The sequence below is a fragment of the Streptomyces sp. Edi2 genome (assembly GCF_040253635.1).
GTDB lineage: Bacteria > Actinomycetota > Actinomycetes > Streptomycetales > Streptomycetaceae > Streptomyces.
Genome location: NZ_JBEJGX010000003.1, coordinates 3552694 through 3576303, shown reverse-complemented (window position 1 = coordinate 3576303; position 23610 = coordinate 3552694). Strand labels below are relative to the sequence as shown.

The 23610-nt window shown below is 72.7% G+C and carries 17 protein-coding genes and 1 tRNA gene; 10 read left to right on the top strand and 8 right to left on the bottom strand.

All coding sequences use genetic code 11. The features are described from left to right. Nucleotides 1-69: 69 nt before the first annotated feature. Together ABR737_RS18980 and ABR737_RS18975 are read right to left on the bottom strand one after the other, a co-directional pair. A tRNA-Gln gene (locus tag ABR737_RS18980) sits at nt 70-141 on the bottom strand. 29 nt (nt 142-170) lie between these two features. Beyond that, on the bottom strand, nt 171-1022 hold the full coding sequence (locus ABR737_RS18975) for a hypothetical protein (protein ID WP_350251351.1): 852 nt from the start codon (nt 1020-1022) through the stop codon (nt 171-173). Between the two features lie 156 nt (nt 1023-1178). On the opposite strand from ABR737_RS18975, the gene ABR737_RS18970 reads away from it, so the two are divergent. After that, on the top strand, nt 1179-2693 hold the full coding sequence (locus tag ABR737_RS18970) for a sensor histidine kinase (RefSeq protein ID WP_350251350.1): 1515 nt from the start codon (nt 1179-1181) through the stop codon (nt 2691-2693). A gap of 481 nt (nt 2694-3174) precedes the next feature. Here ABR737_RS18970 and ABR737_RS18965 read toward each other — a convergent pair whose 3' ends face one another. After that, on the bottom strand, nt 3175-3729 hold the full coding sequence (locus ABR737_RS18965) for an SUKH-3 domain-containing protein (protein WP_350251349.1): 555 nt from the start codon (nt 3727-3729) through the stop codon (nt 3175-3177). A gap of 8 nt (nt 3730-3737) precedes the next feature. Further along, the gene (locus ABR737_RS18960) at nt 3738-4277 is read right to left on the bottom strand and encodes a YwqJ-related putative deaminase (protein ID WP_350251348.1); all 540 of its coding nucleotides are present in this window, start codon (nt 4275-4277) and stop codon (nt 3738-3740) included. Between the two features lie 321 nt (nt 4278-4598). Between ABR737_RS18960 and ABR737_RS18955 the strand changes: the two genes are divergently transcribed. The 6 genes from ABR737_RS18955 to mfd all read left to right on the top strand — a co-directional run bounded on the left by ABR737_RS18955 (nt 4599) and on the right by mfd (nt 15782). Next, nucleotides 4599-5606 carry an SMI1/KNR4 family protein gene (locus ABR737_RS18955; protein ID WP_350251347.1) on the top strand — a complete coding sequence of 336 codons (1008 nt, stop codon included), beginning with the start codon at nt 4599-4601 and terminating at the stop codon, nt 5604-5606. A gap of 5 nt (nt 5607-5611) precedes the next feature. After that, entirely contained in the window at nt 5612-8689 is a 3078-nt protein-coding gene (locus ABR737_RS18950; protein WP_350251346.1) for an SUKH-4 family immunity protein, read from the top strand. 263 nt (nt 8690-8952) lie between these two features. Continuing rightward, a complete protein-coding gene (locus ABR737_RS18945) occupies nt 8953-9888 on the top strand; it encodes an LCP family protein (protein WP_350256842.1) in 936 nt (311 codons plus the stop codon). A gap of 164 nt (nt 9889-10052) precedes the next feature. Continuing rightward, nucleotides 10053-11102: a cellulose-binding protein gene (locus ABR737_RS18940; protein ID WP_350251345.1), complete on the top strand. Its 1050-nt coding sequence runs from the start codon at nt 10053-10055 to the stop codon at nt 11100-11102. A 358-nt stretch (nt 11103-11460) separates the two neighbouring features. Next, nucleotides 11461-12045, top strand: coding sequence for a phospholipase A2 (locus ABR737_RS18935; RefSeq protein ID WP_350251344.1), 585 nt, complete (start codon nt 11461-11463; stop codon nt 12043-12045). Between the two features lie 191 nt (nt 12046-12236). Further along, the gene (mfd, locus tag ABR737_RS18930; protein WP_350251343.1) at nt 12237-15782 is read left to right on the top strand and encodes a transcription-repair coupling factor; all 3546 of its coding nucleotides are present in this window, start codon (nt 12237-12239) and stop codon (nt 15780-15782) included. Nucleotides 15783-16343: 561 nt separating this feature from the next. Here the strand turns inward: mfd and cpt are convergent. From cpt to ABR737_RS18915, 3 genes are all read right to left on the bottom strand, one after another. Then, a complete protein-coding gene (gene cpt, locus ABR737_RS18925; RefSeq protein WP_350251342.1) occupies nt 16344-16880 on the bottom strand; it encodes a chloramphenicol phosphotransferase CPT in 537 nt (178 codons plus the stop codon). A gap of 17 nt (nt 16881-16897) precedes the next feature. After that, the gene (locus ABR737_RS18920) at nt 16898-18478 is read right to left on the bottom strand and encodes a DUF2079 domain-containing protein (RefSeq protein ID WP_350251341.1); all 1581 of its coding nucleotides are present in this window, start codon (nt 18476-18478) and stop codon (nt 16898-16900) included. Nucleotides 18479-18769: 291 nt separating this feature from the next. Then, nucleotides 18770-19558, bottom strand: coding sequence for an amidohydrolase family protein (locus ABR737_RS18915; protein WP_350251340.1), 789 nt, complete (start codon nt 19556-19558; stop codon nt 18770-18772). Nucleotides 19559-19670: 112 nt separating this feature from the next. On the opposite strand from ABR737_RS18915, the gene ABR737_RS18910 reads away from it, so the two are divergent. From ABR737_RS18910 to ABR737_RS18900, 3 genes are all read left to right on the top strand, one after another. Next, on the top strand, nt 19671-20144 hold the full coding sequence (locus tag ABR737_RS18910; protein WP_350251338.1) for a MerR family transcriptional regulator: 474 nt from the start codon (nt 19671-19673) through the stop codon (nt 20142-20144). A 173-nt stretch (nt 20145-20317) separates the two neighbouring features. Further along, nucleotides 20318-20956, top strand: a complete 639-nt coding sequence (locus ABR737_RS18905; protein ID WP_350251337.1) for a SurA N-terminal domain-containing protein — start codon at nt 20318-20320, stop codon at nt 20954-20956. Between the two features lie 128 nt (nt 20957-21084). Then, nucleotides 21085-22116, top strand: coding sequence for a nucleoside triphosphate pyrophosphohydrolase (locus tag ABR737_RS18900; protein WP_350251336.1), 1032 nt, complete (start codon nt 21085-21087; stop codon nt 22114-22116). Between the two features lie 51 nt (nt 22117-22167). On the opposite strand, the gene ABR737_RS18895 is transcribed toward ABR737_RS18900, so the two are convergent. Continuing rightward, nucleotides 22168-23478 carry an MFS transporter gene (locus ABR737_RS18895; RefSeq protein ID WP_502964344.1) on the bottom strand — a complete coding sequence of 437 codons (1311 nt, stop codon included), beginning with the start codon at nt 23476-23478 and terminating at the stop codon, nt 22168-22170. Nucleotides 23479-23610: the final 132 nt, after the last annotated feature.

Genomic DNA, 23610 nt, shown 5'->3' with positions numbered 1-23610 from the left:
TATAGCAGCCGAAACGCGGGCGGGTCCCGACTTGGTAGCCGGGACCCGAAATCTGCATGTGGGAGAGGGCTCCCCCGAGAGGACTCGAACCTCTAATGGTCGGACCAAAACCGACAGTGTTGCCCATTACACCACGGGGGATAATAAAGAGGATCAAACCGGACACCCCGTCAGGCTGATCGCTCGGCACCCAACACTATGCCGTACCACCAGCCTTCGATGCGACGGTATAGCTCCGCGCTTTGCGAAACGTGGATCATCAGGCAGCCGTGGTAGTTCTCCCCGACGTTCTTACGGACCGTTTTGGGGTTGTGTCTCTTGAGCGTGGTCTTGCCGAAGGCCGACGGATCGGCGTCTGTGATGCCGGCCCAGAACTGCTCCGCGGCCCCGATGTCGGCCGACTCGTGGATGTGTACGTAGAACCGCAGCCGCTCACTGTCCACGCCCAGCAGGCGGAGCCATGCGAGGTAGACCCGGATCATGCCGGGGTCGCTGTTGATGAAGACGGCGCGTTCGCTGAGGCGGTACGGCTTGCTCTTGCTGCCCTCGGACCAGTACAGGCCGACGCCGATCAGGAAGAGCTCCCGGTCGGTGAGCTTGCCGATGCGCGTCGCGGCCTGTTTCGTCCGCTGCCGCTCCTCCTCGCGCCGCTTGAGGGTGGCCTCCCAGCCGCGCCGGGCGATGGCCGAGGCCTCTTCGGGGGTGCGGGGCGGCGGTTTCGGCAGGTCCCGTACCCACAGCGAGATCGAACTCTTCGAGCAGCCCAGTTCGACCTGGATCTCGTCGTAGGTCCGGCCCTGCTTCCGCAGCTCGCGGGCGCGGGCGCGCAGGTCGTCCTTGGCGTTCGGGCGGCGGGTCCAGTCGGGGGCGGGGACGCCTTCGAGGAGGCGGTTGAGGATGTCGTTGTTGTGGACGTGGAGGCGGTCGCGGATCTGGCGGCGGCTGAGGCCGGCGCGGCGCAGGGCGACGACCTGGGGGCGTAACGCCTCGTAGTCGGAGTGACTGCGATGGGTGTTCGGCATGGGAACAGGGTGCCGTGACCAGGCGGGCATAAGGGGCGAAAATGTGGGCGATTCAACAGTTCGAGCGATAACCACTGGTAAGGGCTGGTAATGGGCCTGGTCTATGACCGGTAACGGGGCGGGGAATCGGGTGCGGGCGCCCGTAGGCTGGGCGGTATGACCGCGACGGGGGCAAGTGAAGGTGTGGGCGCGCGGGGTGCGCCGGTAACGGGGCCGTGGTGGTGGGCCCGGCGGCGGAGTGCGGCGCTGGATGTGTTTTTGGCGGTGGCTTCCGCAGTGGAGTGTGCGGTGGAGGGCATCGATTTCGCGCACGAGGCGCAGGTGCCCGAGCTGCTGGGGATCGTGCTCGGCCTGCTGGCGGGGCCGGTGCTGCTGGTGCGCCGGCGCTGGCCCGTGGTGGTGGTGCTGGTCTCGATCGCGGTGATGCCCGCGGAGATGGGCGGGCTGCTGAGCGTGGTGGGGCTGTACACGCTGGCCGCGTCGGATGTGCCGCGCCGGATCACGGCCCTGCTGGCGGGCATGACGGTGACGGGGACGTTGGTGACGACGTTCCTCAGCCTGCGCGAGGACGTCGCGGCGCAGCAGGACTTCCATCCGCCGATGTGGTTCGTGCCGTTGATAGCGCTGGCGGTGGGGCTGGTGCTGACGGCGCCGCCGGTGCTGTGGGGGATGTATATCGCGGCCCGGCGCCGGCTGGTGGAGAGCCTGCGGGAGCGGGCGGACGGTCTGGAGCGCGAGCTGTCGCTGCTGGCGGACCGGGCCGAGGAGCGGGCCGAGTGGGCCCGTAACGAGGAGCGGACCCGGATCGCGCGGGAGATGCACGACGTGGTCGCGCACCGGGTGAGTCTGATGGTGGTGCACGCGGCCGCGCTCCAGGCCGTGGCGCTGAAGGACCCGGAGAAGGCCTCGAAGAACGCGGCGCTGGTCGGCGACATGGGGCGCCAGGCGCTGACGGAGCTGCGGGAGATGCTGGGGGTGTTGCGTACGGCCGAGGGGGCGGCGGGGCGTGGCGCTGCGGCGTCGGGCGCGCCGGAGCGGCTGGCGGCGGTGGCGTCGCAGGCGGGGGCGAAGGCGACGGTGCAGGCGCAGATGTCCGAGGCGTCCGAGGACGGGGCGCCGGCGTCGTCCGCGGTGGCCGGTGACTCCGGTCCCGGGGCGGCGGCGTCGCCGGTGTCCGGCACGGGGGACGCGGATTCCGAGGGGCCGTGTCTGACGGAGCTGGCGGATCTGGTGGGCCAGTCCCGGGCGGCCGGGATGGCGGTCGAGCTGATGGTGGACGGGACTGCGGAAGACGGGTTTGCGGAGGACGGATCTGCGGGGGAGGGGACGTCTGCCGTGGCCGGGCGCCGGTATGCGGCGGGGGTGGAGCGGACCGTGTACCGCGTGGTGCAGGAAGCGCTCACGAATGTGCACAAGCATGCGCCGGGTGCGCGGGCGCGGGTGCGGCTGGCGCACCGGGACGGCGAGCTCGCCGTCCAGGTGGAGAACGGGCCCTGCGAGGGCGGCGCGGCCGATGCGGGGTTGCCGAGCGGCGGCAACGGCCTGGTGGGGATGCGGGAGCGGGTGACGGCACTCGGCGGCGTGTTCGTCTCGGGGCCGACGGAGGCGGGTGGGTTCCGGGTGTCAGCGATTGTTCCTGCCGCCCACGTTGCCGTGCCGCCACAGCGGTGACTTCCCACGTGGCCGGGTGACCCACCGTTTTTGTTGCTGTTGTTCTTTCCCGCCTTCGGCGGGGGCGGGGTTGGTTGTCGTCTGTGTTTCCGCCTTCGGCGGGGTGGGGTGTGTTGGGGTGGGGCCCGGGTTTGTGGTGGGTGCCGGTGACGGGGGCTCCGGGGTGTGTTGTCGGACTGCTTCGCTTTACGTCCGACAACACACCCCTCCGCCCCCGCCACCTCCTGTCCGTTGAGGCCCCACCCCGGTGGGGGTGAAGAAAGCAAAAGACCAGTGGCTCGGCCCGCACCACGATGCGGGCCGAGCCACTGGTTTTTAAGAACTTTCACCCCCACCCCCGGAGGCCCGCCACCGGCACCCACCACACAGCGCAAGCGGCCCCCGCCCAAACCCCACCCCCGCCGGAGGCGACCCGCGGCCCCCGCCCAAACCCCACCCACCCCCGCCGGAGGCGGGAAAAGAACCGGCGACACCTACGGCGTCAGCCGTAACTCGTGAAGCCGAGCCGGCTCGGCCTCGTGCCCAGTACCAGCGTGCCGAGGGCGCTGTCGAGGTCGGGGCCCAGGTACCAGTCGCCGGTGTGGTCGAGGCTGTAGACGCGGCCTTCGGTGTCGATGGCGAGAGTGGCCTGGCCGTACGTGGTGCCGTCGGTGGTGAGTTCTTCGCGGCCGAGGGGGGCCACGTCGGTTTCCAGTGCGCGGCCGAGGTCGCCGAGGGTGCGGGCGAGGTGGAGCCCGTGCAGGGGGTTGATGGCGAACGGGGTGGGGGCGATGTGGCGCCCCGGGCCGGGGCCGGTGATGTGCAGGTCGCCGAATTCGGCCCAGGCCTCGACGGCGGCGGGGAAGACGGTGTGGCGGTGGCCGGCGGGGGAGGTGTGGCCGCGGAGGGTGTCGGCCCAGTGTTCGGCCTGCTGTATGTCCCAGCGGCCGGGTTGCCAGCCGGCTTCCTGGAGGGCGACGTCGACGGCGGCGGGGAAGCGGGTCGAGTCGGCGCGGTCGTGGGCCGGGGTGCGGGGGCCGGGGGTGGTGGGCGGCATGGTGGCGGTCAGCTTCCTGTGGGCGTGGTGCCGCTGATGGGCATGACGCCGAAGTGGGCGAGGAGTGCGTCGCAGGAGCGGCAGGGCGGGGCGTAGCTGCCGTGCTGGGGGTCGCCGTCCTCGCGGATGTGGCGTGCGGTGATCTTGGAGTGTTTCAGGGAGCGGCGGGCTTCGCCGTTGGTGAGGGGTTTGCGGGAGGCGCGTTTGCCGCGGTTGCCCTCGACGGCCGTGAGGTGGCGGGAGAGCAGGACGGCTTCGGGGCAGCGTCCGGTGAAACGTTCGCGCTGTGCGGTGGCGAGGGTGTCGAGGAAGTCCTGCACCAGCGGGTGGAGGGCGGGGGGCTGTTCGGCCTTGCTCGCGGTGCAGGTGAGGGTTTGTCCGCGTACGGACAAGGCGGCGCCGATGGTGGGGAGGATGCCGTCGCGGCGGTGGTGGAGGGCGGGCGCGCGATGGGCGTCGGTGGTGCCGCTCCAGCCGATGCGTGGGTCGCCGGCGGCGGTGCGGGGATCGCCGGCGGCTGAGTTGTGGTGGCGTGCAGTGGTGCTCATGGTGGTGCTTTCCCTCCCCGAATCCCCGTGGTGCTGGGGGTCTCCCCGTCAATGGTGGGGGAGGGTCAGCCTGCCAAATGTGCTGGGCGTTGCGGTAGTCGGGCGGCCTGTCGGCGATGTCACGGTGAGCTGACGGGGCGTCGGGCGCGGTGGAACGCGGCTGGTGGGCGGGGTGGTGCGCGGGGGGCTCGGGGGTGGTGTGCCGGTGGGTGACGCGGGTGTGTCGCGGGGCTGACGTGTGGGGGCAGGCGGGCGGGGGCGGGTGTTGCGGTACGGCATAGGCTGTGCCCCAAAGCCAGCTTCAGCCAGGGGGCAACCGCGATGACGACAGGTCGGCAAGGGCTGGGGGCACACCCCGGCCCCCAGGTGGTGGGAGGTACCGCCCCACCGAATGCGGCCTATGCCGGACAGGTCGTGCATTTTCCGGACCCGGTCCGCGCCACGCGGTACCCCGCCGGGGTGCGGATGGACGCCCGCGGTTTCCCGGAGTTCTCGCCGTATGCGCGCGCCGCGGCGGAGATCGCCGAGCCGCCGGAGGGTTTCGGCGTCGACGAGCTGCGGCTGACGGACTATGTGTCGGCGAACGCGGCCCTGCACGCGCAGGGGCACGAGCTGTGGATAGATGTGCCGGCCGTGGCGACGCCGCACGGCTGGACCTGGCATCACGTGGCCGGTACCCGGCGGATGGAGCTGATCCCGGTCGAGGTGAAGGCGCTGTTGCGCCATCACGGCGGGCTGGCGACGGCCGCGGTGGCGCACGACCGGCGTGGTACCCGGCCGCTGCAGGAGACCCGGCCGGTCCATTTCGGGCTGCCGCACCGTGATCTGTCGGTGGGTGAGGAGCAGGTGGCACAGGCCGAGGAGGCGCTGGGCTATCGGCTGCCGGGTGCCTACCGGTCGTTCCTGAAGGCCGCGGGCGGCTGCGCTCCGGTGGGCGCGGCGCTGGATGCGGAGTTGGGGCTGCTGCTCGACCAGCCGTTCTTCACGGTGCGCGACGACGCGGCAGTCAATGACCTGATCTATGTGAACAAGTGCCTGCGGGACCACTTCACCAAGGACTACCTGGGCGTGGCGTTCGTCCAGGGCGGTGTGGTCGCGGTGAAGGTGCGCGGCGAGGCGCTCGGTTCGGTGTGGTTCTGCCCGTACGACGATGCGCGGGACCAGGACGGCTGGACGGTGCAGGAGCGGGTGGAGCGGCTGCTGTTGCCGTGCGGCGCGGATTTCGATGAGTTCCTGCAGCGGCTGGTGGGCAATCCGCCGGAGCTGGACACCGTGGCGAACCTGATGGTCGACGGCGGTTTTGCGTACGCGGTTGCGGTGGGGGGCTGAGCACGGTGGTGACGTTCGCGCAGGCGCAGGAGCGCGCCGAGCTGTGGGTGAACGGCGACGTCCCGGGGCCGCTGCACCGTGAGGTGCGGGTGCGGGAGTTCGATCTGGGCTTCGTGGCCTGGGCCGAGGACCGGGAGGGTGGTCCGTCGACGGACGGCGGCCGGGCCCGGATGGTGATCGCGCGGGACAGCGGGGAGACGACGCTGTGGCCGGGGCTGCCGGTGGGTGAGGTGATCCGGCGTTACGAGGAGGCGTACGGCGCTCCCGCGGACGGCGGGTACGGCGCGCCCGAGGTGCCGCCGCAGCGGATCGACCTGGAGGCCACGTCGTTTCTGCTGACGCCGCCGGAGTGGCTGCAGGAGGTGGCGGACACGATCGGCGGGCAGGGTCGGCGGGGGGCCGGGAGTACGAGTGGTGGGAGTACGGGTGCCGGGGGTACGGGTGCCGGGGGCGTGGGTGCCGCGGGAACTGCGGGTGCGGCGCCGGCGGTTTCCCCGGCGGCTTCGTCCGCGGCTCCTCCGTCCGCTGTGCCCGCACCCGCTGCCGCGCCGCCGGCCTCGGATGCCTGGGCGGGGGTGAACGTCAACGGCACCGACGAGGGTGCGGCCGCCCACGCTGGTGAGGAGGCGGCCGGGGCCCCTGGTGCTGCCGGTGCGCCGACGCCGTGGGCCGGGGCGGACACGACCGGCGGCGCGGGGGGCGACGACCGCTCGGTGGAGCTGCCCGCGACGGTCTTCGCGCCGCCGCTGGCCGGCTTCGGCGAGGAGGACGACACCCCGCAGGTGCCCCGCGCCCGGCCGGAGGCGAAGACCGAACTGCTGCACGGCGGCAGTCAGTTGCCGCGTACGCAGATGGCGCCCGCGGTGGACCTGCCGGACGGGGCCGGTCCCGGTGCGGGGCCCGATGCAGGCCCCGGTGCCGGTCTGGAAGCCGGTCAGGCGCGCCCGGCCGGCGGGGCGGGTGGCGTCCCCGTGCCGCCGCCGATGCCTGCCGCGCCGCCCGCCGCCGCGGGGCTGCCGGATCTGCCGCCGCCGTCCGGCCCGCCGGTCGCCGATGTACCGCCCCCGCCGGGTGCCACTGTGTCCGGCTCCGGGACGCCGCCTGCGCCGCCCGCGGCCGGTGGGGATGCCGGGGTACATGCCGCGGCGACGATGCTGGCCGATGGTTCGTCGCTGCCGGGTAACGCCGCCGCGGGCCCGCCGCCGCCTCCCGGTGTGCCGGGTCCCGCCGGTGCGGGCACGTTTGGCGGGCCCGCGGCGTCCGGCCCCGGCGCGTCCGGCCCCGGCGCGTCCCGTGCGTCCGGAGCCCCGGCCGGTGGCTACGTACCGACGCGTATGGTCTCGCAGCTGGACGCGGCGGAGCTGGATCTCAGTGCGGTGGACGGGCCGGGCGGGACGGACGGGCCGGGCGGGGCGAGTGCGGCCGGTGGTCCCGAGGGGTCCGGCGCTGCCGGATCCGGCCCCGGTGGCACGGGTTCCCCCGCCGCGGGTGATACCGGTGGCGGTGGGGTGCATGCGGCGGCGACGATGCTCGCCGACGGCGCCTCCCTGCAGGCCGGTTTCGCGAGTGCCGGCGGTCCGGGTGCCCACGGTCCCGGCGGCGGTACCGGTGGCCCCGGCGTGCCGCCGCCCGCGCCTCCCGGCCCGCCCGGTGCGCCCAAGCCGCCCGGTCCCCCCGGCGCGCCCAAGCCCCCCGGCCCGCCCGGCAGGCCCACCGCGTCCGCGGGCGGCCGGGGTGCCGGCAGCCCGGACGGTCCGCCTCCGCCCGCCGCACCACCCGCCGCGGGTGGCGCCGGTGGTGGCGGGGTGCATGCGGCGGCGACGATGCTCGCCGACGGTGCGTCCCTGCAGGCCAACCTCGCGGGTGCCGGCGGTCCGGGTGCCCACGGGCCCGGCGGCGGTACCGGCGGCCCCGGTATGCCACCGCCGGCCGGCCCCGTCGCCCCGCCCCAGGCCCCGCCCGGTCAGCCCGCCCCGCCCCCGCCTCCGCAGGGACAGCCCGGACCTCCGCAGGGACCGCCCGGAGCGCAGCAGGGCCCCGGTGCCCCGGCCCCCGGCGGCAGCGGTGCGTACGGCTATCCGCAGGCGCCCAGCGGTCAGCCGACCGTCGGCCCGGGCTATATGGCCGTGCTCAGCTACCGCGCGCCGGACGGCTCCGAGCAGAAGATCGTGCGTCGTTCGGCGCCCGGTACGCCGCATCCGGAGTGGCAGCTGCTGCACGAGCTGCGCGGGATGAACGTTCCCCCGCAGCAGGTGCTGGAGCTGCACACGGAGCTGGAGTGCTGCGATCTGCCGGGTGGCTACTGCGCCCGGATGATCCGGGACACCTGGCCGCAGGTGCGGATCAGCCATACCGCCGCGTACGGCAGGGACCACGCCTCGCGCCAGCAGGGCGTACGGCATCTCGTCGAGCATCAGGGCGAGTTGCACCAGGTCGCGGACGGTCCGGCGCGGCCGGCGCCGGTGCGGGTGCCGTTGCCGCATCCGTCGCAGGTGCAGCCGGTGCCCCCGGTGCCGCCGCAGGCGGTCGGGCAGGAGCTGGAGCAGGCGTTCGGGCCGCAGGGGATCTTCCGTTTCGATCAGCGGGCGGTTTCCCGGCACGGTGTGCCCGAGGTGGTGGCGCAGACGCTGGTGTGCTCCGGGCTGCCGGTCGACTTCGGGCCGTTCTTCTGGGCGCAGGCGCAGCCGCACCGGCCGGTGCCGACGCTGGCGGAGCTGGCGGCGGAGCGGATGGTGCAGCCGGCCTCGGACGCCGGGTCGTATCTGGTGATGGGCAATGACTTCGGCCGTCAGCTGTGTGTGCAGTACGGGACCGCGCACATCGTGGCGGTGCCGATGGAGGCCGGTCCCGGTGGTGCGCCCGCGACGCCGCAGTTCGTGAACTCCGGCCTGCCGGAGTTCGCGCGCTGTCTGGCGATGCTCGGGCGGATGTGGCGGCTGCGGTACGGGCTGACGCCCGAGCAGGCGGGCCGCTGGACCGTCGACTTCCAGGCGCAGCTGGTCGCGCTGGACCCGCCGGCGCTGGGTTCGCCGGAGAACTGGTGGTCGGTGCTCCTGGAGCAGATGTGGGACGGGCTGTTGTAGAGGCGGTGGCGGCGCTCTACCGGGGGCGGCGGGCTCCGCGGTAGCGGCATGGTCAGGGCGTTCGACGAGCGGGACGGGTCGGGTGCCCTGACCATGCCTATATGGGCCGTCCGATACCCCCGTTGTCGCAGCCGTCGTCGCCGACGCCGGCGACGCTGTACCGGGCGGGGCGCCCGCGCTGGTGGCACCGGCGGCGGACGGCCGGGTCGCTGCGCGGTCCTGGCCCGCCCCGGCGCCGGTGGGCGTGGCTCGTGTGGCTCCTGGTGACGCTGCTGGTGCTGGCCGTGGTGGTAGTCGCGATCGGGGCCTGGCTGTACGTCTCGGCGGGCCGGCAGCTGCGGCACCGGGACGCGCTGGCCGGCTATCCGGGGCGGCCGCCCGCGGGCAAGGGCACGAACTGGCTGCTGGTCGGCTCGGACAGCCGCGGCGCGCTGACCCCGCAGCAGCGCAGGGACCTGCACGTCGGCAACAACGACGTGCGGAACACCGACACGATCATGGTGCTGCACTACGGCGATCACGGACCGTCGCTGGTCAGCCTGCCGCGCGACAGCTATGTCCCGATACCCGGCCACGGCAGCCGCAAGATCAACGAGGCCTACGCGGACGGCGGGCCGCAGCTGCTCACCCGAACGGTGGAGCAGGCGACCGGGCTGCGGATGGACCGCTATGCCGAGGTGAACTTCCTGGGGTTCGTGCAGGTCGTGGACGCCCTGGACGGGGTGCGGCTGTGTCTGGACAAGCCGCTGCGGGACGAGAAGTCGGGCGCGGACTTCGCGGCGGGCTGCCGGCGGATGAACGGCGCCCAGGCGCTGGCGTACGTACGGGCCCGGTATACCGACCCCGACGGTGACCTCGGACGGGTGAAGCGCCAGCGGCAATTGCTCGGTGCGGTTGCCGACGAGATGGCGTCCCCGGACGTCCTGCTCGATCCGTCCCGGCTGCAGCGGGTGCTGCACACCTCGCTGGCGGCGCTGACCGTGGACCGGGGCGCCGACATGGCGCGGGTGCTGGATATGGGCTGGTCGATGAAGCAGATCGCCGGGGGCGGCGGGACGGCGACGACGGTTCCGGTGGTACGGCCCGGGGTGATGGTGAGCGGCGTCGGGTCGGTGCTGCAGTGGGACGAAGCCGGGGCGAGGCGGTTGTTCCAGGCGCTGCGCGCAGATGATCGGATTCCGACTTCTGGCGATAAATAACGCATCCTGGTGGGTGGGTTGGACGGAGTGCCGCGAGGGTGCGGCTTTCGGTGCGATCCGCGGGAAGTGCGGGTCACTGCACGGTGCTGCACGGAATCATGCGAGATGAAGCGGAACGCTGCGGGTCGCGCGACTGCTGTGCGCGGCGGAGAGGGGCTTGAGGGATGAGTGCATCGGTTTCGCCTCACGGGTTCGAGGCCGTACGAGGGCGTGGCTACCGGCCGGAGGATGTGGACCGCCGGGTCACGGGGCTCTCGGTGGACCGCGACTCCTGCTGGGAGCGCGCCGCACGGCTCACCGTCCTGTCCAAGCAGATGGAGGCCGAACTCGCGGAGCTGCGCGCCTATCTGGCGCAGCAGCCGCCGCAGACCTATGAATCGCTCGGCAGCGACGCCCGGCTGATCCTGACGACCGCGGAGTCCGAGGCGGCACGGCTGCGGGCCGAGGCGGAGCAGGCGGCCGAGCAGATGCGCGGCGAGGCCGCCGCCCATGCGGACGACGTCCGGGACGCGGCCGAGCGGGCGGCCTACGCGCTGCGGGCCGAGGCGGACACCCGGGCCCGGCGCACGGACCGGGCGGCCCGCGGGGAGGCCACGGAACTGGCGGCCGTGGCGGCCGAGGACGCCGAACGGCTGCGGAGCGAGGCGGCCGAGGAGCTGGCGGAGGTGCGCCGGCGCACCGCGCAGTTGCTCGGCGACCAGGAGAAGCGGCAGACGGAAGAGTGGGAAGCGGCCGGGCGGGAACTCGTGGCGCTGGAGGCGGAGACGGACCGGCGCGTCGCGGAGCTGGACGCCCGCGGGAAGGCCCTCCGCGCCGACGCCCGGCGGCTGTACGCGGAGGCGGAGGAAGCCGCCCGGCACCGCCAGGAGGACGGCGAGGACCGCGCCGCCGGACTCCTGGACCGGGCTCGGGCGGAGGCGGAACGCGCCGAGCGCGCCACCGAGCGGATCCTGCGCGCACACGACGCGGAGCGCGAAGAGGTACGCGTCCATATGACCCATGTCCGCAACAGCCTGGCGGTGCTCACCGGGAAGGCACCGGTGGGGGAGGGCGGCGACGAGGGCGAGGGGAGCGCGGAGGGTGGCGGAGGGCCCGGAGCCGCCGGCACCGGCACCGCCACCGTCGCTGCGGGTTCCGGCTCCGGTCCCGGCTCCGACGAGGACGACACCCTGGAGACGCAGCTGCCCCGGCGGCGCGGCGGCCCGGGCGCCTGACCGCACCGCCCGCCGCCGCCCTGCTCACCGCCCGCCCCGCCCCGCCCCGCCCGGCCGGGCCGGGGCGCGGCGCATTGGCGTCCTCGGCGCAGACGGGTGTCCCAGATCACAGCGATGTGCGTGCGTGGGAAATTGGTGCGCATGGAACCGCTTTTGTCCATTGCGCACATCCGGGCGTAGCGGTCAAATGACCACGCCATCCGCCATGTCAGGCTTTGCGGAATGCAAGGTTCCTTGAGGGAGCGCCCGGGCATTCCCTTTAATTCCCTCTGCAGAGCCCCGCTGTCGCGCTATTTTCCTCCCTGAAGCCGATTTCGGATACGGCTTCCATGCAGCATGAAAACGGGGAAGGAAACAAGTGAACACGATACGGACCTCTTTCGGAGGTGTCGTACTGGCCGGTGTCCTCGCTCTGGGGACGGCGGCACCCGCGCTCGCCGAGGCGCCGGCAACGGCGGCGGTCACGACCGGACCGTCCGCGGTGGCGCAGCAGGTCTCCGTGGCGGACGTGGCCGGTCCCGCGGTCGGCGGGGCGTACCGGCTGAAGAAGCTCAAGTCGCTGACAAGCAAGGGACAGGCGTCCCAGGACGCCTGGTTCAAGTACCTCGGGCTGTACCGCTCGGGCTCGAACTACTTCCGGTTCAACTGGAGCACCAACGGCTGCAACAGCTCGCCGGAGAAGCTGCCGGGCGGCTATGACTTCACCTACTCCTGCCACCGCCACGACTTCGGTTACCGCAACTACAAAACAATTGTGGGGAAGACCGCCTGGCGCAGGGACCACAAGAAGCGCATCGATGATGTATTCCTCCAGGACATGCGCCAGGCCTGCCAGTACAAGCCCTGGGCCGACCCGCTCACCCCGGCGATGCGGAAGAAAATGAAGGCCGCCTGCCTCAAGACCGCGAACAAGTACTACGCCGCGGTCAGGGTTGCCGGCTGATCTCCGCCGCTCCCGGCCGGCGGCCCGCGCCGCGGCCGGGAGCGCATCCCCGGCGCGTGCTGTCCGGCGCGCCGGGGCCCTCCCGGGCTTGCGGCCCGCCCGGGTCGCGGGCGGGCGTACGCTTGGCAACCCCGGCCCGTGAGACGTGTCGGGCTGCTGCGTTGTTCGCCTCGCTGGGACGGAATCTTCTGATGAGCCTGACTGGTCTGCTCGACGCCGTCGTACGGGACCCGGCGCTCGCCGAAGCGCTGCAGGCCGCGGCCGACGGGAACCGGCCGCATCTGGACCTGGTGGGGCCGCCCGCCTCCCGCCCGCTCGCGGTCGCCGCGCTGGCCCGGCAGGCCGGCCGCCCGGTGCTCGCGGTGACCGCCACCGGCCGGGAGGCGGAGGATCTCGCCGCCACGCTGCGCAGCCTGATGCCGGCCGGCGAGGACAACTCGGTCGTGGAGTTCCCGTCCTGGGAGACGCTGCCGCACGAACGGCTCTCGCCGCGCTCCGACACCGTCGGCCGGCGCCTCGCGGTGCTGCGCCGGCTCGCCCACCCGCGCGCCGACGACCCGACGGCCGGCCCCGTCTCCGTCGTCGTCGCGCCCATCCGCTCCGTGCTCCAGCCGCAGGTCAAGGGCCTGGGCGACCTGGAGCCCGTGAGCCTGCGCACCGGGCAGAGCGCCGACCTCGAAGAGATCGTCGACGGCCTGGCGGCGGCCGCGTACGCCCGCGTCGAGCTGGTCGAGAAGCGCGGTGAGTTCGCGGTCCGCGGCGGGATCCTGGACGTCTTCCCGCCGACCGAGGAGCACCCGCTGCGGGTGGAGTTCTGGGGCGACGACGTCGAGGAGATCCGCTACTTCAAGGTCGCCGACCAGCGGTCCCTGGAGGTCGCCGAGCACGGGCTGTGGGCGCCGCCGTGCCGTGAGCTGCTGCTGACCGACACGGTCAGGGAGCGGGCGGCGGCGCTCGCCGAGAAGCACCCCGAACTGGGCGAACTGCTCGGCAAGATCGCCGAGGGGATCGCCGTCGACGGCATGGAGTCGCTGGCCCCGGTCTTGGTGGACGACATGGAGCTGCTGCTGGACGTGCTGCCGGCCGGGAGCATGACGCTGGTGTGCGACCCGGAACGGGTCCGTACCCGGGCCGCCGACCTGGTGGCGACCAGCCAGGAGTTCCTGCAGGCGTCCTGGGCGGCCGGCGCCGGCGGCGGAGAGGCGCCGATCGATGTGGGCGCGGCCTCCCTGTGGGGCCTCGCGGACGTCCGGGACCGGGCGCGCGAGCTGGGAATGATGTGGTGGTCGGTCAGCCCCTTCGCGTCCGGCGAGGAGCTGGAGGGCGACGGCGACACCCTCAAGCTGGGCATGCACGCCCCCGACACCTACCGCGGTGACACCCAGCGGGCGCTGGCCGACACCAAGCAGTGGCTGGCCGACGGCTGGCGCACACTCTTCCTCACCGAGGGACACGGCCCGGCGGCCCGTACGGTCGAGGTCCTGGGCGGCGAGGGCATCCCCGCCCGCCTGGACGCCGACCTCGCGGAGCTCTCCCCCTCCCTCGTCCATGTCTCCTGCAGCACCCTCGACAACGGCTTCATCGACCCGGACCTGCGGATCGCGGTCCTCACCGAGACCGACCTCTCCGGCCAGAAGGCGGCCGGCAAGGACGGCGCCCGGATGCCGGCCCGCCGCCGCAAGACCATCGACCCGCTGACCCTGGAAGCCGGCGACTTCATCGTCCACGAGCAGCACGGTGTCGGCCGTTACATCGAGATGGTGCAGCGCACGGTCCAGGGCGCCACCCGCGAATACCTCCTCGTCGAGTACGCGCCCGCCAAGCGCGGCCAGCCCGGCGACCGCCTCTACATCCCCACCGACCAGCTGGAGCAGGTCACCAAATACGTGGGCGGCGAGGCCCCCACCCTGCACCGGCTCGGCGGCGCCGACTGGACCAAGACCAAGGCGCGCGCCAAGAAGGCCGTCAAGGAGATCGCCGCCGACCTGATCAAGCTGTACTCGGCCCGGATGGCGGCGCCCGGCCACACCTTCGGCCCGGACACCCCCTGGCAGCGCGAGCTGGAGGACGCCTTCCCGTACGCGGAGACGCCTGACCAGCTCTCCACCATCGCCGAGGTCAAGGAGGACATGGAGAAGTCCGTCCCCATGGACCGCCTGATCTGCGGCGACGTCGGCTACGGCAAGACCGAGATCGCGGTCCGCGCCGCCTTCAAGGCCGTCCAGGACGGCAAGCAGGTGGCGGTCCTGGTCCCGACCACCCTCCTCGTCCAGCAGCACCTCGGCACCTTCACCGAGCGCTACGGCCAGTTCCCGGTCAACGTCCGGGCGCTGTCCCGCTTCCAGACCGACGGCGAGGCCAAGGCCGTCCTCGAAGGGCTGCGCGACGGCACCGTCGACCTCGTCATCGGCACCCACCGGCTGTTCTCCTCCGAGACCAAGTTCAAGGACCTGGGCCTGGTCATCGTCGACGAGGAGCAGCGCTTCGGCGTCGAGCACAAGGAGCAGCTGAAGAAGCTCCGCGCCAACGTCGACGTCCTGACCATGTCCGCCACGCCCATCCCGCGCACCCTGGAGATGGCGGTCACGGGCATCCGCGAGATGTCCACGATCACCACCCCGCCCGAGGAGCGCCACCCGGTCCTCACCTTCGTCGGCCCCTACGAGCAGAAGCAGATCGGCGCCGCCATCCGCCGTGAACTCCTGCGCGAGGGCCAGGTCTTCTACATCCACAACCGCGTCGAGTCGATCGACCGCGCCGCCGCCCGGCTCCGCGAGATCGTCCCCGAGGCCCGCATCCGGACCGCCCACGGGCAGATGGGCGAGACGCAGCTGGAGCAGGTCGTCGTCGACTTCTGGGAGAAGAAGTTCGATGTCCTGGTCTCGACGACGATCGTCGAATCGGGCATCGACATCTCCAACGCCAACACCCTGATCGTCGAGCGCGGCGACAACTTCGGCCTCTCCCAGCTCCACCAGCTGCGCGGCCGGGTGGGCCGCGGCCGCGAGCGCGGCTACTCCTACTTCCTCTACCCGCCGGAGAAGCCGCTCACCGAGACCGCTCACGAGCGGCTGGCGACCATCGCCCAGCACACCGAGATGGGCGCGGGCATGTACGTCGCCATGAAGGACCTGGAGATCCGTGGCGCGGGCAACCTCCTGGGCGGCGAGCAGTCCGGCCATATCGCCGGCGTCGGCTTCGACCTCTACGTACGGATGGTGGGCGAGGCGGTCGCCGACTACCGCGCCTCCCTGGAAGGCGGCGTGGAGGAGGAGCCCCCGCTCGAAGTCAAGATCGAGCTCCCCGTCGACGCGCACGTCCCGCACGACTACGCGCCCGGCGAGCGGCTGCGCCTCCAGGCCTACCGCGCCATCGCCTCCGCCACCTCCGAGGAGGACATCGCGGCCGTCCGCGAGGAGCTGACCGACCGTTACGGCAAGCTGCCCGAGCCCGTCGAGAACCTGCTGCTGGTGGCCGGCCTGCGGATGCTCGCCCGCTCCTGCGGCGTCACGGACATCACCCTGCAGGGCTCCAACATCCGCTTCGGCCCGGTGGAGTTGCGCGAATCGCAGGAGCTGCGGCTCAAGCGGCTCCACCCCCGTACGGTCCTCAAGCCGGCCACCCGCCAGATCCTGGTGCCACGCCCGACCACCGGCAAGATCGGCGGCAAGCCGTTGGTCGGTCGCGAGCTGTTGTCTTGGGTGGGGGAGTTTCTCGCGACCATTTTGGGCTCGTAGGCGGTTTGGGCTCGTAGCCGGTTTGGGCTCGTAGCCCTGCTTCCCACGTTGTCGGGTGCGGCGCCGTTCGCCTCCGGCGGGGTGGGGTGGTGGTTGGGCGGGGGCCGCTTGTTGTTCGTGGTGGGTGCGGGTGGCGGGCCTCCGGGGCCTGTGTTGTGGACTGCTTCGCTTTACGTCCACAACACAGGCCCCTCCGGCCCGCCACCTCCCGCCCGGATGGCGACCCCCGCCCGGTGGGGTGAAGGTTTTCAAAGACCAGTAGCTCGGCCCGCATCGTGATGCGGGCCGAGCTACTGGTCTTTTGTTTTCTCCTGCTCCCCCACCCGGGGTGGAGCCCCACAACGGACGGGAGGGGGCGGGGCCGGAGGGGTGGGTGTTCGGACGTAAAGCGAAGCAGTCCGAACACCCACCCCGGAGGCCCCGAACCCGCCACCCACCACTCACCTCGGGGCCCCACCCCACACAACCAACCCCGCCCCCGCCGAAGGCGGAAACACAGCCGACAACCAACCCCGCCCCCGCCGAAGGCGGGAAAAGAACCACAGAAAGAAAAACGGCGGATCACCCGGCAACGTGGGCAGCGATCCCCCTGGCACAAACGCCCGCATCCGAGCCGGCGGTGTCGACCTCGACGTCGTAGCGAACGCCCCGGTGGACCAGCGCGGCCTGGGTGGCGGCCATGCCCACCACCCGGTCCCCGCGGGCGAGTTCGCGGGCGGTGGCGGTGTCGGCATCACAGTGGACGCCGACCCACAGCACCGACAGGCCGTCCAGCGCGCGGTGCCAGCGGTCCTGGCCCGCGCCGCCGTCGAGGAAGACCTCGTCGAGGATGATGCCGGTGCCGGCCCGGGCCATCGCCGCGATGCCGTGCAGCCAGCCGGTCTGCAGCGCGCGGAACGCGGGCCCGACCGAGACCGTGCCGTCGGGCGCGAGGACCAGCCCGTCCGGGGAGGTCATCAGGGCGGGCGGCAGGGCGGCGATAAAGGTGTCGACGCCGAAGGTCAGCCAGGGGCGGGGCAGGGTCTCCTGCAGGGCCCGGGCGAGGGTGGAAGTGCCCGCGCTGGAGCCGCCGTTCAGGACGATCACATCGGTGGTCATCGCGGTACCGTACGCGTTCAGCGGGCGGATGTCCGGTGAAATACGAGCAGGTCACCGGCGCCGCCCAGGATGACGTAGGTGGACTTGGGGTGGCGGGCGGCGGCATCCGCCAGCGCCTGCCGCGGGGTGCGGTTGTCGCGGAGCTGCACGGCGACGTACTCCGGTGACAGACCGCCGGTGTCGCCGATCCAGAAGGCCCGGGTGCGGCCGGCCAGGCGGCTCAGCGGCCGGATGTCGGACTCCACGCTCGCACCGTCGGGTATCCGCGCGAGCAGCTTCTCGGCGGCGGTGACGTCCGGCGGGGTGCGGTAGGTGGCGCCTTCGGTGAGGCGGGCCAGCGGAAGCGTGGTGGTCAGCGCGAGGGCCACGGCCACCACGGCGGCCGGCAGATGGTGGGCGTACGAGCGCAGCCAGGGCCGGGCGGAGACCCGGGCCCCGGGCAGGGCGTCGATCAGGGCGAGGAAGACCACCGGCATCAGGACGGCGTTGTAGTGCCAGTCGATGCCCCAGTAATGCGGCTCGTGCGACAGGAAACGCCAGCCCAGCGTGGGCAGCGCGACCAGCAGCAGCGGCGAACGCAGCGCGAGCAGGCCGGTGGTGGGCAGCAGCACCCACAGCGTGGTGCGCACGGCCGTGACGAGGGGAATGGTGAGGCCGCCGCCGTCGGCGCCGAACTTGCTCCAGTAGTCGTACGAGCCGGAGCCGTTGAACCCCGGTATGAGCACGCCGAGGGTCACGGCGGTGGCGCTGAGGCCGAAGGCGACCAGGCCGATGGCCAGCGGACTGGCCCGCCGGGTACGGATCAGGGCGAGCGCACCGATGACGGCCGCGGTCACCCCCAGGTCCTCCTTGACCAGCACCAGCGGCGCGGCCCAGCACACCACCGCGGTCCACCGCCCGCGCAGCACCGCTTCGAGCGCGAAGGCGATCAGCGGCAGCGCGAAGGCGATCTCGTGGAAGTCGAAGTCGACGGCCTTCTGCACACCCCAGGACGTGCCGTAGGCGACGCCGATCGCCAGGCCCGGGACGCGGCCCAGCGTGCGGGCGGCGGCGCGGGTGACCGGTATCGCGGACAGCGCGAAGAGCGCGGCCTGTGCGATCAGCAGGGTCAGCGGGGAGGGGAACAGCCGGTAGAACGGGGCGAGCACGATCAGTACGGGACTGAAGTGGTCACCGAGGATGTTGGTGCCGGGGCCCTTGAGGTCGACGATCGGCGCCCGGAAGTGGGCGTAGCCCCGTATGGCCTGCTCGAAGATGCCCAGGTCCCAGGAGGACGCGGACAGGGTGCGGAAATGGTGGAGGGCCAGCAGCGCGAAGGCGACGAAGAAGAACCCCGCCGTCCAGTACGGGTCGAAGCGAGGGGCGCGCAGGGGGGCGGTCCGGGCGCGCAGCCGGTGCGCGGTGCGCCGCAGCCGGCCGGGCCGGTCCGGTGGCGGCGCGCCGGTGGCCGCGGCCTCGTGGCCGGCCGGCTGCGGGGCGGACCGGGGCGCCGGTACGGACCCGGCCAGGGCAGCGGTCCGGGGCGGCGGCACCGCGCCGACGTCCTTTCCAAGAATCCGTCCGGGGGCGCCCCCAGCCGATACTGCGGCCGTGTCCATGCGGATCCTCACTCTCAACTGTCGAAAAGATACTCGAAGCGGAGCGCCGGCCGGCCCGGCGACCGCTGCGACGGTAATGGCCGTGACGGCGGGGGTGGCAGTGGGCGGCAAGGGATGGGCAAGAGGGCGACAAGAGGGTGACAAGAGGGTGACAAGAGGGTGGCAGTGGGTCAGACGCGGGCGCCGGATGGTCCGTTCCCGGGGGCGGGGCGGGGCGGTGAGCGGAGGACAGGACGGGGTGCCCCGTCGCTCCCGCCGCTCCCTGGGCACGGGCGCTTCGCCGGCCGGCTGTCAGCAGATACCCAGGAGCTGTCCCACGGTCCCTCCGAGCACCCTGTCACGGACCTCGCCGGGAGAGGTGACCCGTTCGACCGTGGTACGGGCGAGCAAGGGATCGCCATACGGGGCGTCCGAGCCGAACAGCGTGCGCTCGGGGATCTCCTGGACCGCCATTCGCACCGCGAAGATCAGGCCGGCCGTGGACAGTTCCAGGTACATGCTCGGGGTGTCCCGCACCAGTTCGATGGCCTCCATCCAGTGCACTCCGCCGAGTTGACTGATCACCAGCGGGACCGCTCGGTATTGGGTGGCGAGCCGGGCGAGGGTACGCAGGTCCTCGGCGGTGGTAGGGGCGAAACCGTGCACCACGACCGGTAGTCCGCCGTGGTCGTGCGCGGCCCGCAGCACCGGCTCGATCCGTGCGGCCTGACCTGCCGGAGGGGTGAGCTCGCCGATCCCGCGCAGTCCCCGTCCCACCACCTCGCGCTCGACCACGGCCGCGATGCGCTCCTCGGGCAGATCCAGAGGAACGGCGCCGAACCCGATGAACCGGTCCGGGTGCGCGGCCAGGGCCTCGTCCAGCTCCCGCCAGGCGGTGCGGTAGCCGTCGGCATCGTTTCCCCGGCCTGCCAGGGCGTTGTCGAGGACGCTCATCTCGCGGCGCAGCGAGGCAAGATCGACGGCCCGTTCCGGGTGCGGGCGCGTCGCAAAGAGCACCGTGCGATCCACCCCGGCGTCGTCAAGGCCGGCGAGGTGCTGCTCCACCGGGTCGTGGACATGGCTGTGGGCATCGATGATCACAAGGTTCTCCGATTTCTCCGAGGCAGTTCGTCATCCGGAATGCGACCGGGCGACCCACTGTTGCTCCCTGACACCGTGAGAAGGTCAACTACGGAGAGGTCGGCGGCTGACGGTGCTCATCGGAGAACTGGCCGAACGGACCGGGACCAGCGAACGCCTCCTGCGCTATTACGAGCGGGCAGGCCTGCTGCAACCCGGGCGCCTGCCCAACGGATACCGCAGCTACGACGAGGGAACCGAGGCCGCGGTACAGCGGATCCGGGCCCTGCTCGCGGCGGGACTGCCGACCCGGATCATCCGTCAGGTGCTCCCCTGCACCACCCCCGAGGCAACGGTGCTGCCATGCCCCGGGATCTTGGACGCGCTGCGCACCCAGTTGCGGACGCTGGACCAACGGTCGGCCGAGATCGCCACGGCCCGGAAGATCCTGCGGCAGACGATCACCACTGCTGAGACCGCTGAGGCCGCGAAGTCCCCTGAGACCGCAAAGCTCCCTGAGACCGCAAAGTCCCCTGAGGCCGCAGAGACCGCGGCCATCGCGGCCACCGTGCCTGCCGCATCCTGGCCGGAGCAGGCACCGAGGTGAGCCGGCGGGGGCCGCCAACGGCACGCTGATGGCGGCGGCAACGGACCGGCACACGGGAGCGGAACCGTCTCCGCCCCAGATCGTTGGCCGAAGCAGTGGCCTGGGCCACGCCGACTCCATAGCATCGATCCACCAAGGTCGAGACTCCGTCGCACGATCTGCCGGGAGGCCATGTGTTCCGCCGTAGGACAGCGCTCTCCGTATCCGCCACCGCCGGCCTGCTGGCCGCGGCCCCGTTGCTCGCGGCCTGTGGCAGCGGTGCCCATCCCGGGGCCGCGGCTCTCGTGGACGGCAAGCGGATCACCGTCTCGCAGTTGCAGGCGAAGGTGAAGGATGTCCGTGCCGCGCAGGCCAAGTCGCCGCAGGGCGACCAGCTCGTCATGAACACCGGCCGGCTGAGCCTGGCCACCCTCAACGGCATGATCTTCGACGAGGTGCTGGCCCGCGGCGCGCACGATGCCGGGGTGACGGTCAGCCGGCGCGACGTCCAGCGGTGGCGGGCCGCGGCGGAGAAGCAGGCCGGCGGCGCCGGCCGGCTGAAGGAGATGTGGCTCCAGCAGGGCATCGCCCCCGACGAGATCGATGCCATGGTCCGCAATCAGCTGCTGCTCGACGGCGTCGCCCAGCGGCTCGGCGCGGACCGCGGCAAACCGCAGGGCCAGCAGAAGCTCGCCCAGGCACTGGCCAAGACCTCCCGGTCCATGGGGATCGACGTCAATCCGCGGTTCGGCAAGTGGGACGACCAGCAGGTCATCCTCGGCGAGACCAAGGAGCCGTGGATCACCAGGGAGCCGGCGAAGCAGCAGGCCTGAGCCCGGCCGTCTCAGGGGGGCCGGCCGTATCCGTGACGGTCGGTCCGTCCGCCGCGCACCGTCGCCGGCCGCCCACCGCTGCCCCACCGGCTCCGGGCGTTGTCAGTGCCGTGCGTTACGTTCGAGGCGTGAACGCTGACGCCTCTGCCGCCGACACCGGCGCCGGAGCCCACCCCGAGGGCACCGGCACCGGACGCCTGGTCCTGCTCACCACCAGCCACCGGGTCGCCCCCGGGCTCCTGTCCTGGCCCGCCTGGCAGATCCTGCGCGGGGCGGACCGTGTGCTGTGTGCCGACCCGGACCATCCGCAGCTGCCCTATCTGCGGGAAGCCGGCATCGAGGTGGAGACGGCCGCCCCCGCCGCCCGCGAACTCGTCGACTACTGCGTGCCGGGCGGCCGTACGGCCGTCGTCCTGACCTCGGCGGACGGCGAGAGCGCGCTGACCGACGGCCTGGCCCGGCTGGCCGGTTCCGGCCGCGAGACCATGCCGGACCTGGAGCTGCTGCCCGGCTCCTACGACCTGCCCGGCGCCCGGCTGCTCGACCTCGTCCAGGTCATGGACCAGATCCGCGCCGCCTGCCCCTGGAGCAGCATCCGTACGCACCGCGACCTCGCCAAGTACGGCATCGAGGAGGCGTACGAGCTGGTCGAGGCCATCGAGGAGGACGACCGGGAGGCGCTGCGCGAGGAGTTGGGCGATGTCCTCCTCCAGGTCGTCTTCCATGCCCGGATCGCCCAGGACGACCCCGATGAGCCGTTCTCCCTCGACGATGTCGCGGGCGGGATCGTCGAGAAGCTGATCCGCCGCCATCCCCATGTCTTCGGGGAGGCGGACGCGGCGACCCCGGAGGACGTCAGGGCGCACTGGCTGCGGGTGAAGGCGGAGGAGAAGCAGCGCGACTCGGTGACCGAGGGCGTTCCGCTGGCCCAGCCCGGTCTGGCGCTGGCGGCGAAGCTCGCCTCGCGCGCCCGTACGGCAGGGCTAGAGGTGGCGCCCCCGGCCGGCCAGGGCATCGGGTACGAGCTGCTGGCGCTGGCGATGCGGGCCGAGGCGGAGGGCGTCGACCCGGAGGCGGCACTGCGCGCGGCGGCACGGGCCTACCGGGATGCGGTGGTGGCTGCCGAGGGCGAGGCCGGGACTGGGACTGGGGCCGTCTGAGACCAGGGCCGTCCGGGCCGGAACTGTCTCAGGCCGGAGCCGCCGCCCCCGTCACGACGTGACCGGATCTGCCGTTTCTCCGGCGCCCGCCGGTTCCCGCTCCGCGGAGCGGCCCGCCGCCCTGCGACGGCGCCGTAGCCGGTCGGCCAGCCAGAGCCCCACGACCGTCACCGCCAGCGCGGCACCCAGGGCGCACACCCCGCCCCAGCCGCCGATGCCCCACACCACCGACGTCAGCGCCGAACCGACCGCCCCGCCGACGAAGTAGCTGGTCATATAGGCCGAGTTGAGGCGGTTGCGGGCCTCGGGGCGGACCGCGTAGACCAGGTTCTGGTTGCTGATGTGCACCGCCTGTGCGGACAGGTCCAGCACGATCACCCCGGCCAGCAGTGCCGCCAGCGACCAGGCGCCGCCCGACCCGCCGGCCGCGAGCAGGCCCCAGGACCCCAGGAGCAGGAAGGCCGCGGCGCCGGTGACACGGTGCGCCAGGCCGCGGTCCGCCAGCCGTCCGGCCACCGAGGCGGACAGCGAACCGGCCGCGCCCACCAGCCCCAGCGCACCGATGGCCGACTCCTGCCAGCCGTAGGCCGGGCCGGACATCAAGAACGCCAGCGCCGTCCACAGCACGCTGAAGCCCGCGAAGGTCAGCGCGCCCAGCGCGCCGCGCCACCGCAGCACCGGCTCCTGGGCGAACAGCGCCAGCGTGGAACGCAGCAGCGCCGGATAGCGCAGCCCGGCGGGGGTGCGCAGTGCGGGCAGCCGGAGCCGCAGCAGCACCGCCATCAGCAGCATCAGCGCCGCGTTGACCCAGTACACGGTGCGCCAGCCGCCCAGCTCGGCCACGAGACCGGCGGCCGTACGGGCCAGCAGGATGCCCAGCAGCAGCCCGGTCATGACGGTGCCGACGGTCCGGCCGCGTTCGGCGGGCGCCGCGAGGGTCGCCGCGTACGGCACCACGACCTGGGCGGCGACCGAGGTCAGTCCGGTCAGTGCGGTGCCGGTCAGCAGAAGGGCGGCGTTCGGCGCGCTCGCGGTGACGGTGAGGAAGACCGCGGTCGCGGCGGTCAGGGTGACGGCGAGCCGGCGCCGCTCCAGCAGATCGCCGAGCGGGACGAGCAGCAGCAGGCCGAGGCCGTAGCCGACCTGGGCGACGGTGACGACCAGCGCGGCGGTGGACGCGGACAGCTGCAGATCGCGGCCGACGACGTCCAGCAGCGGCTGGGCGAAGTAGTTGCCCGCGACGGACAGTCCGGCGGCGACCGCCATCAGCAGCAGCGTGCCGCGCCCCAGGCCCGGCCGCGGATCCGCCGGGCCCCCGGCGGCCGCCTCCGGTATGTGCCCGGTCATCCGCTCGGTCTCCATGAGATGCCCTCCCGTGCAGCGCCCACGGCCACCGTGGCGGCGGGCGTCTCCCAGCCTGGGCCCGGCCCATCGATGAGTCCAACGCATTGTTGTCATCCCATCCATCGTGAATGGAGATGGCTGCTCCTAGGA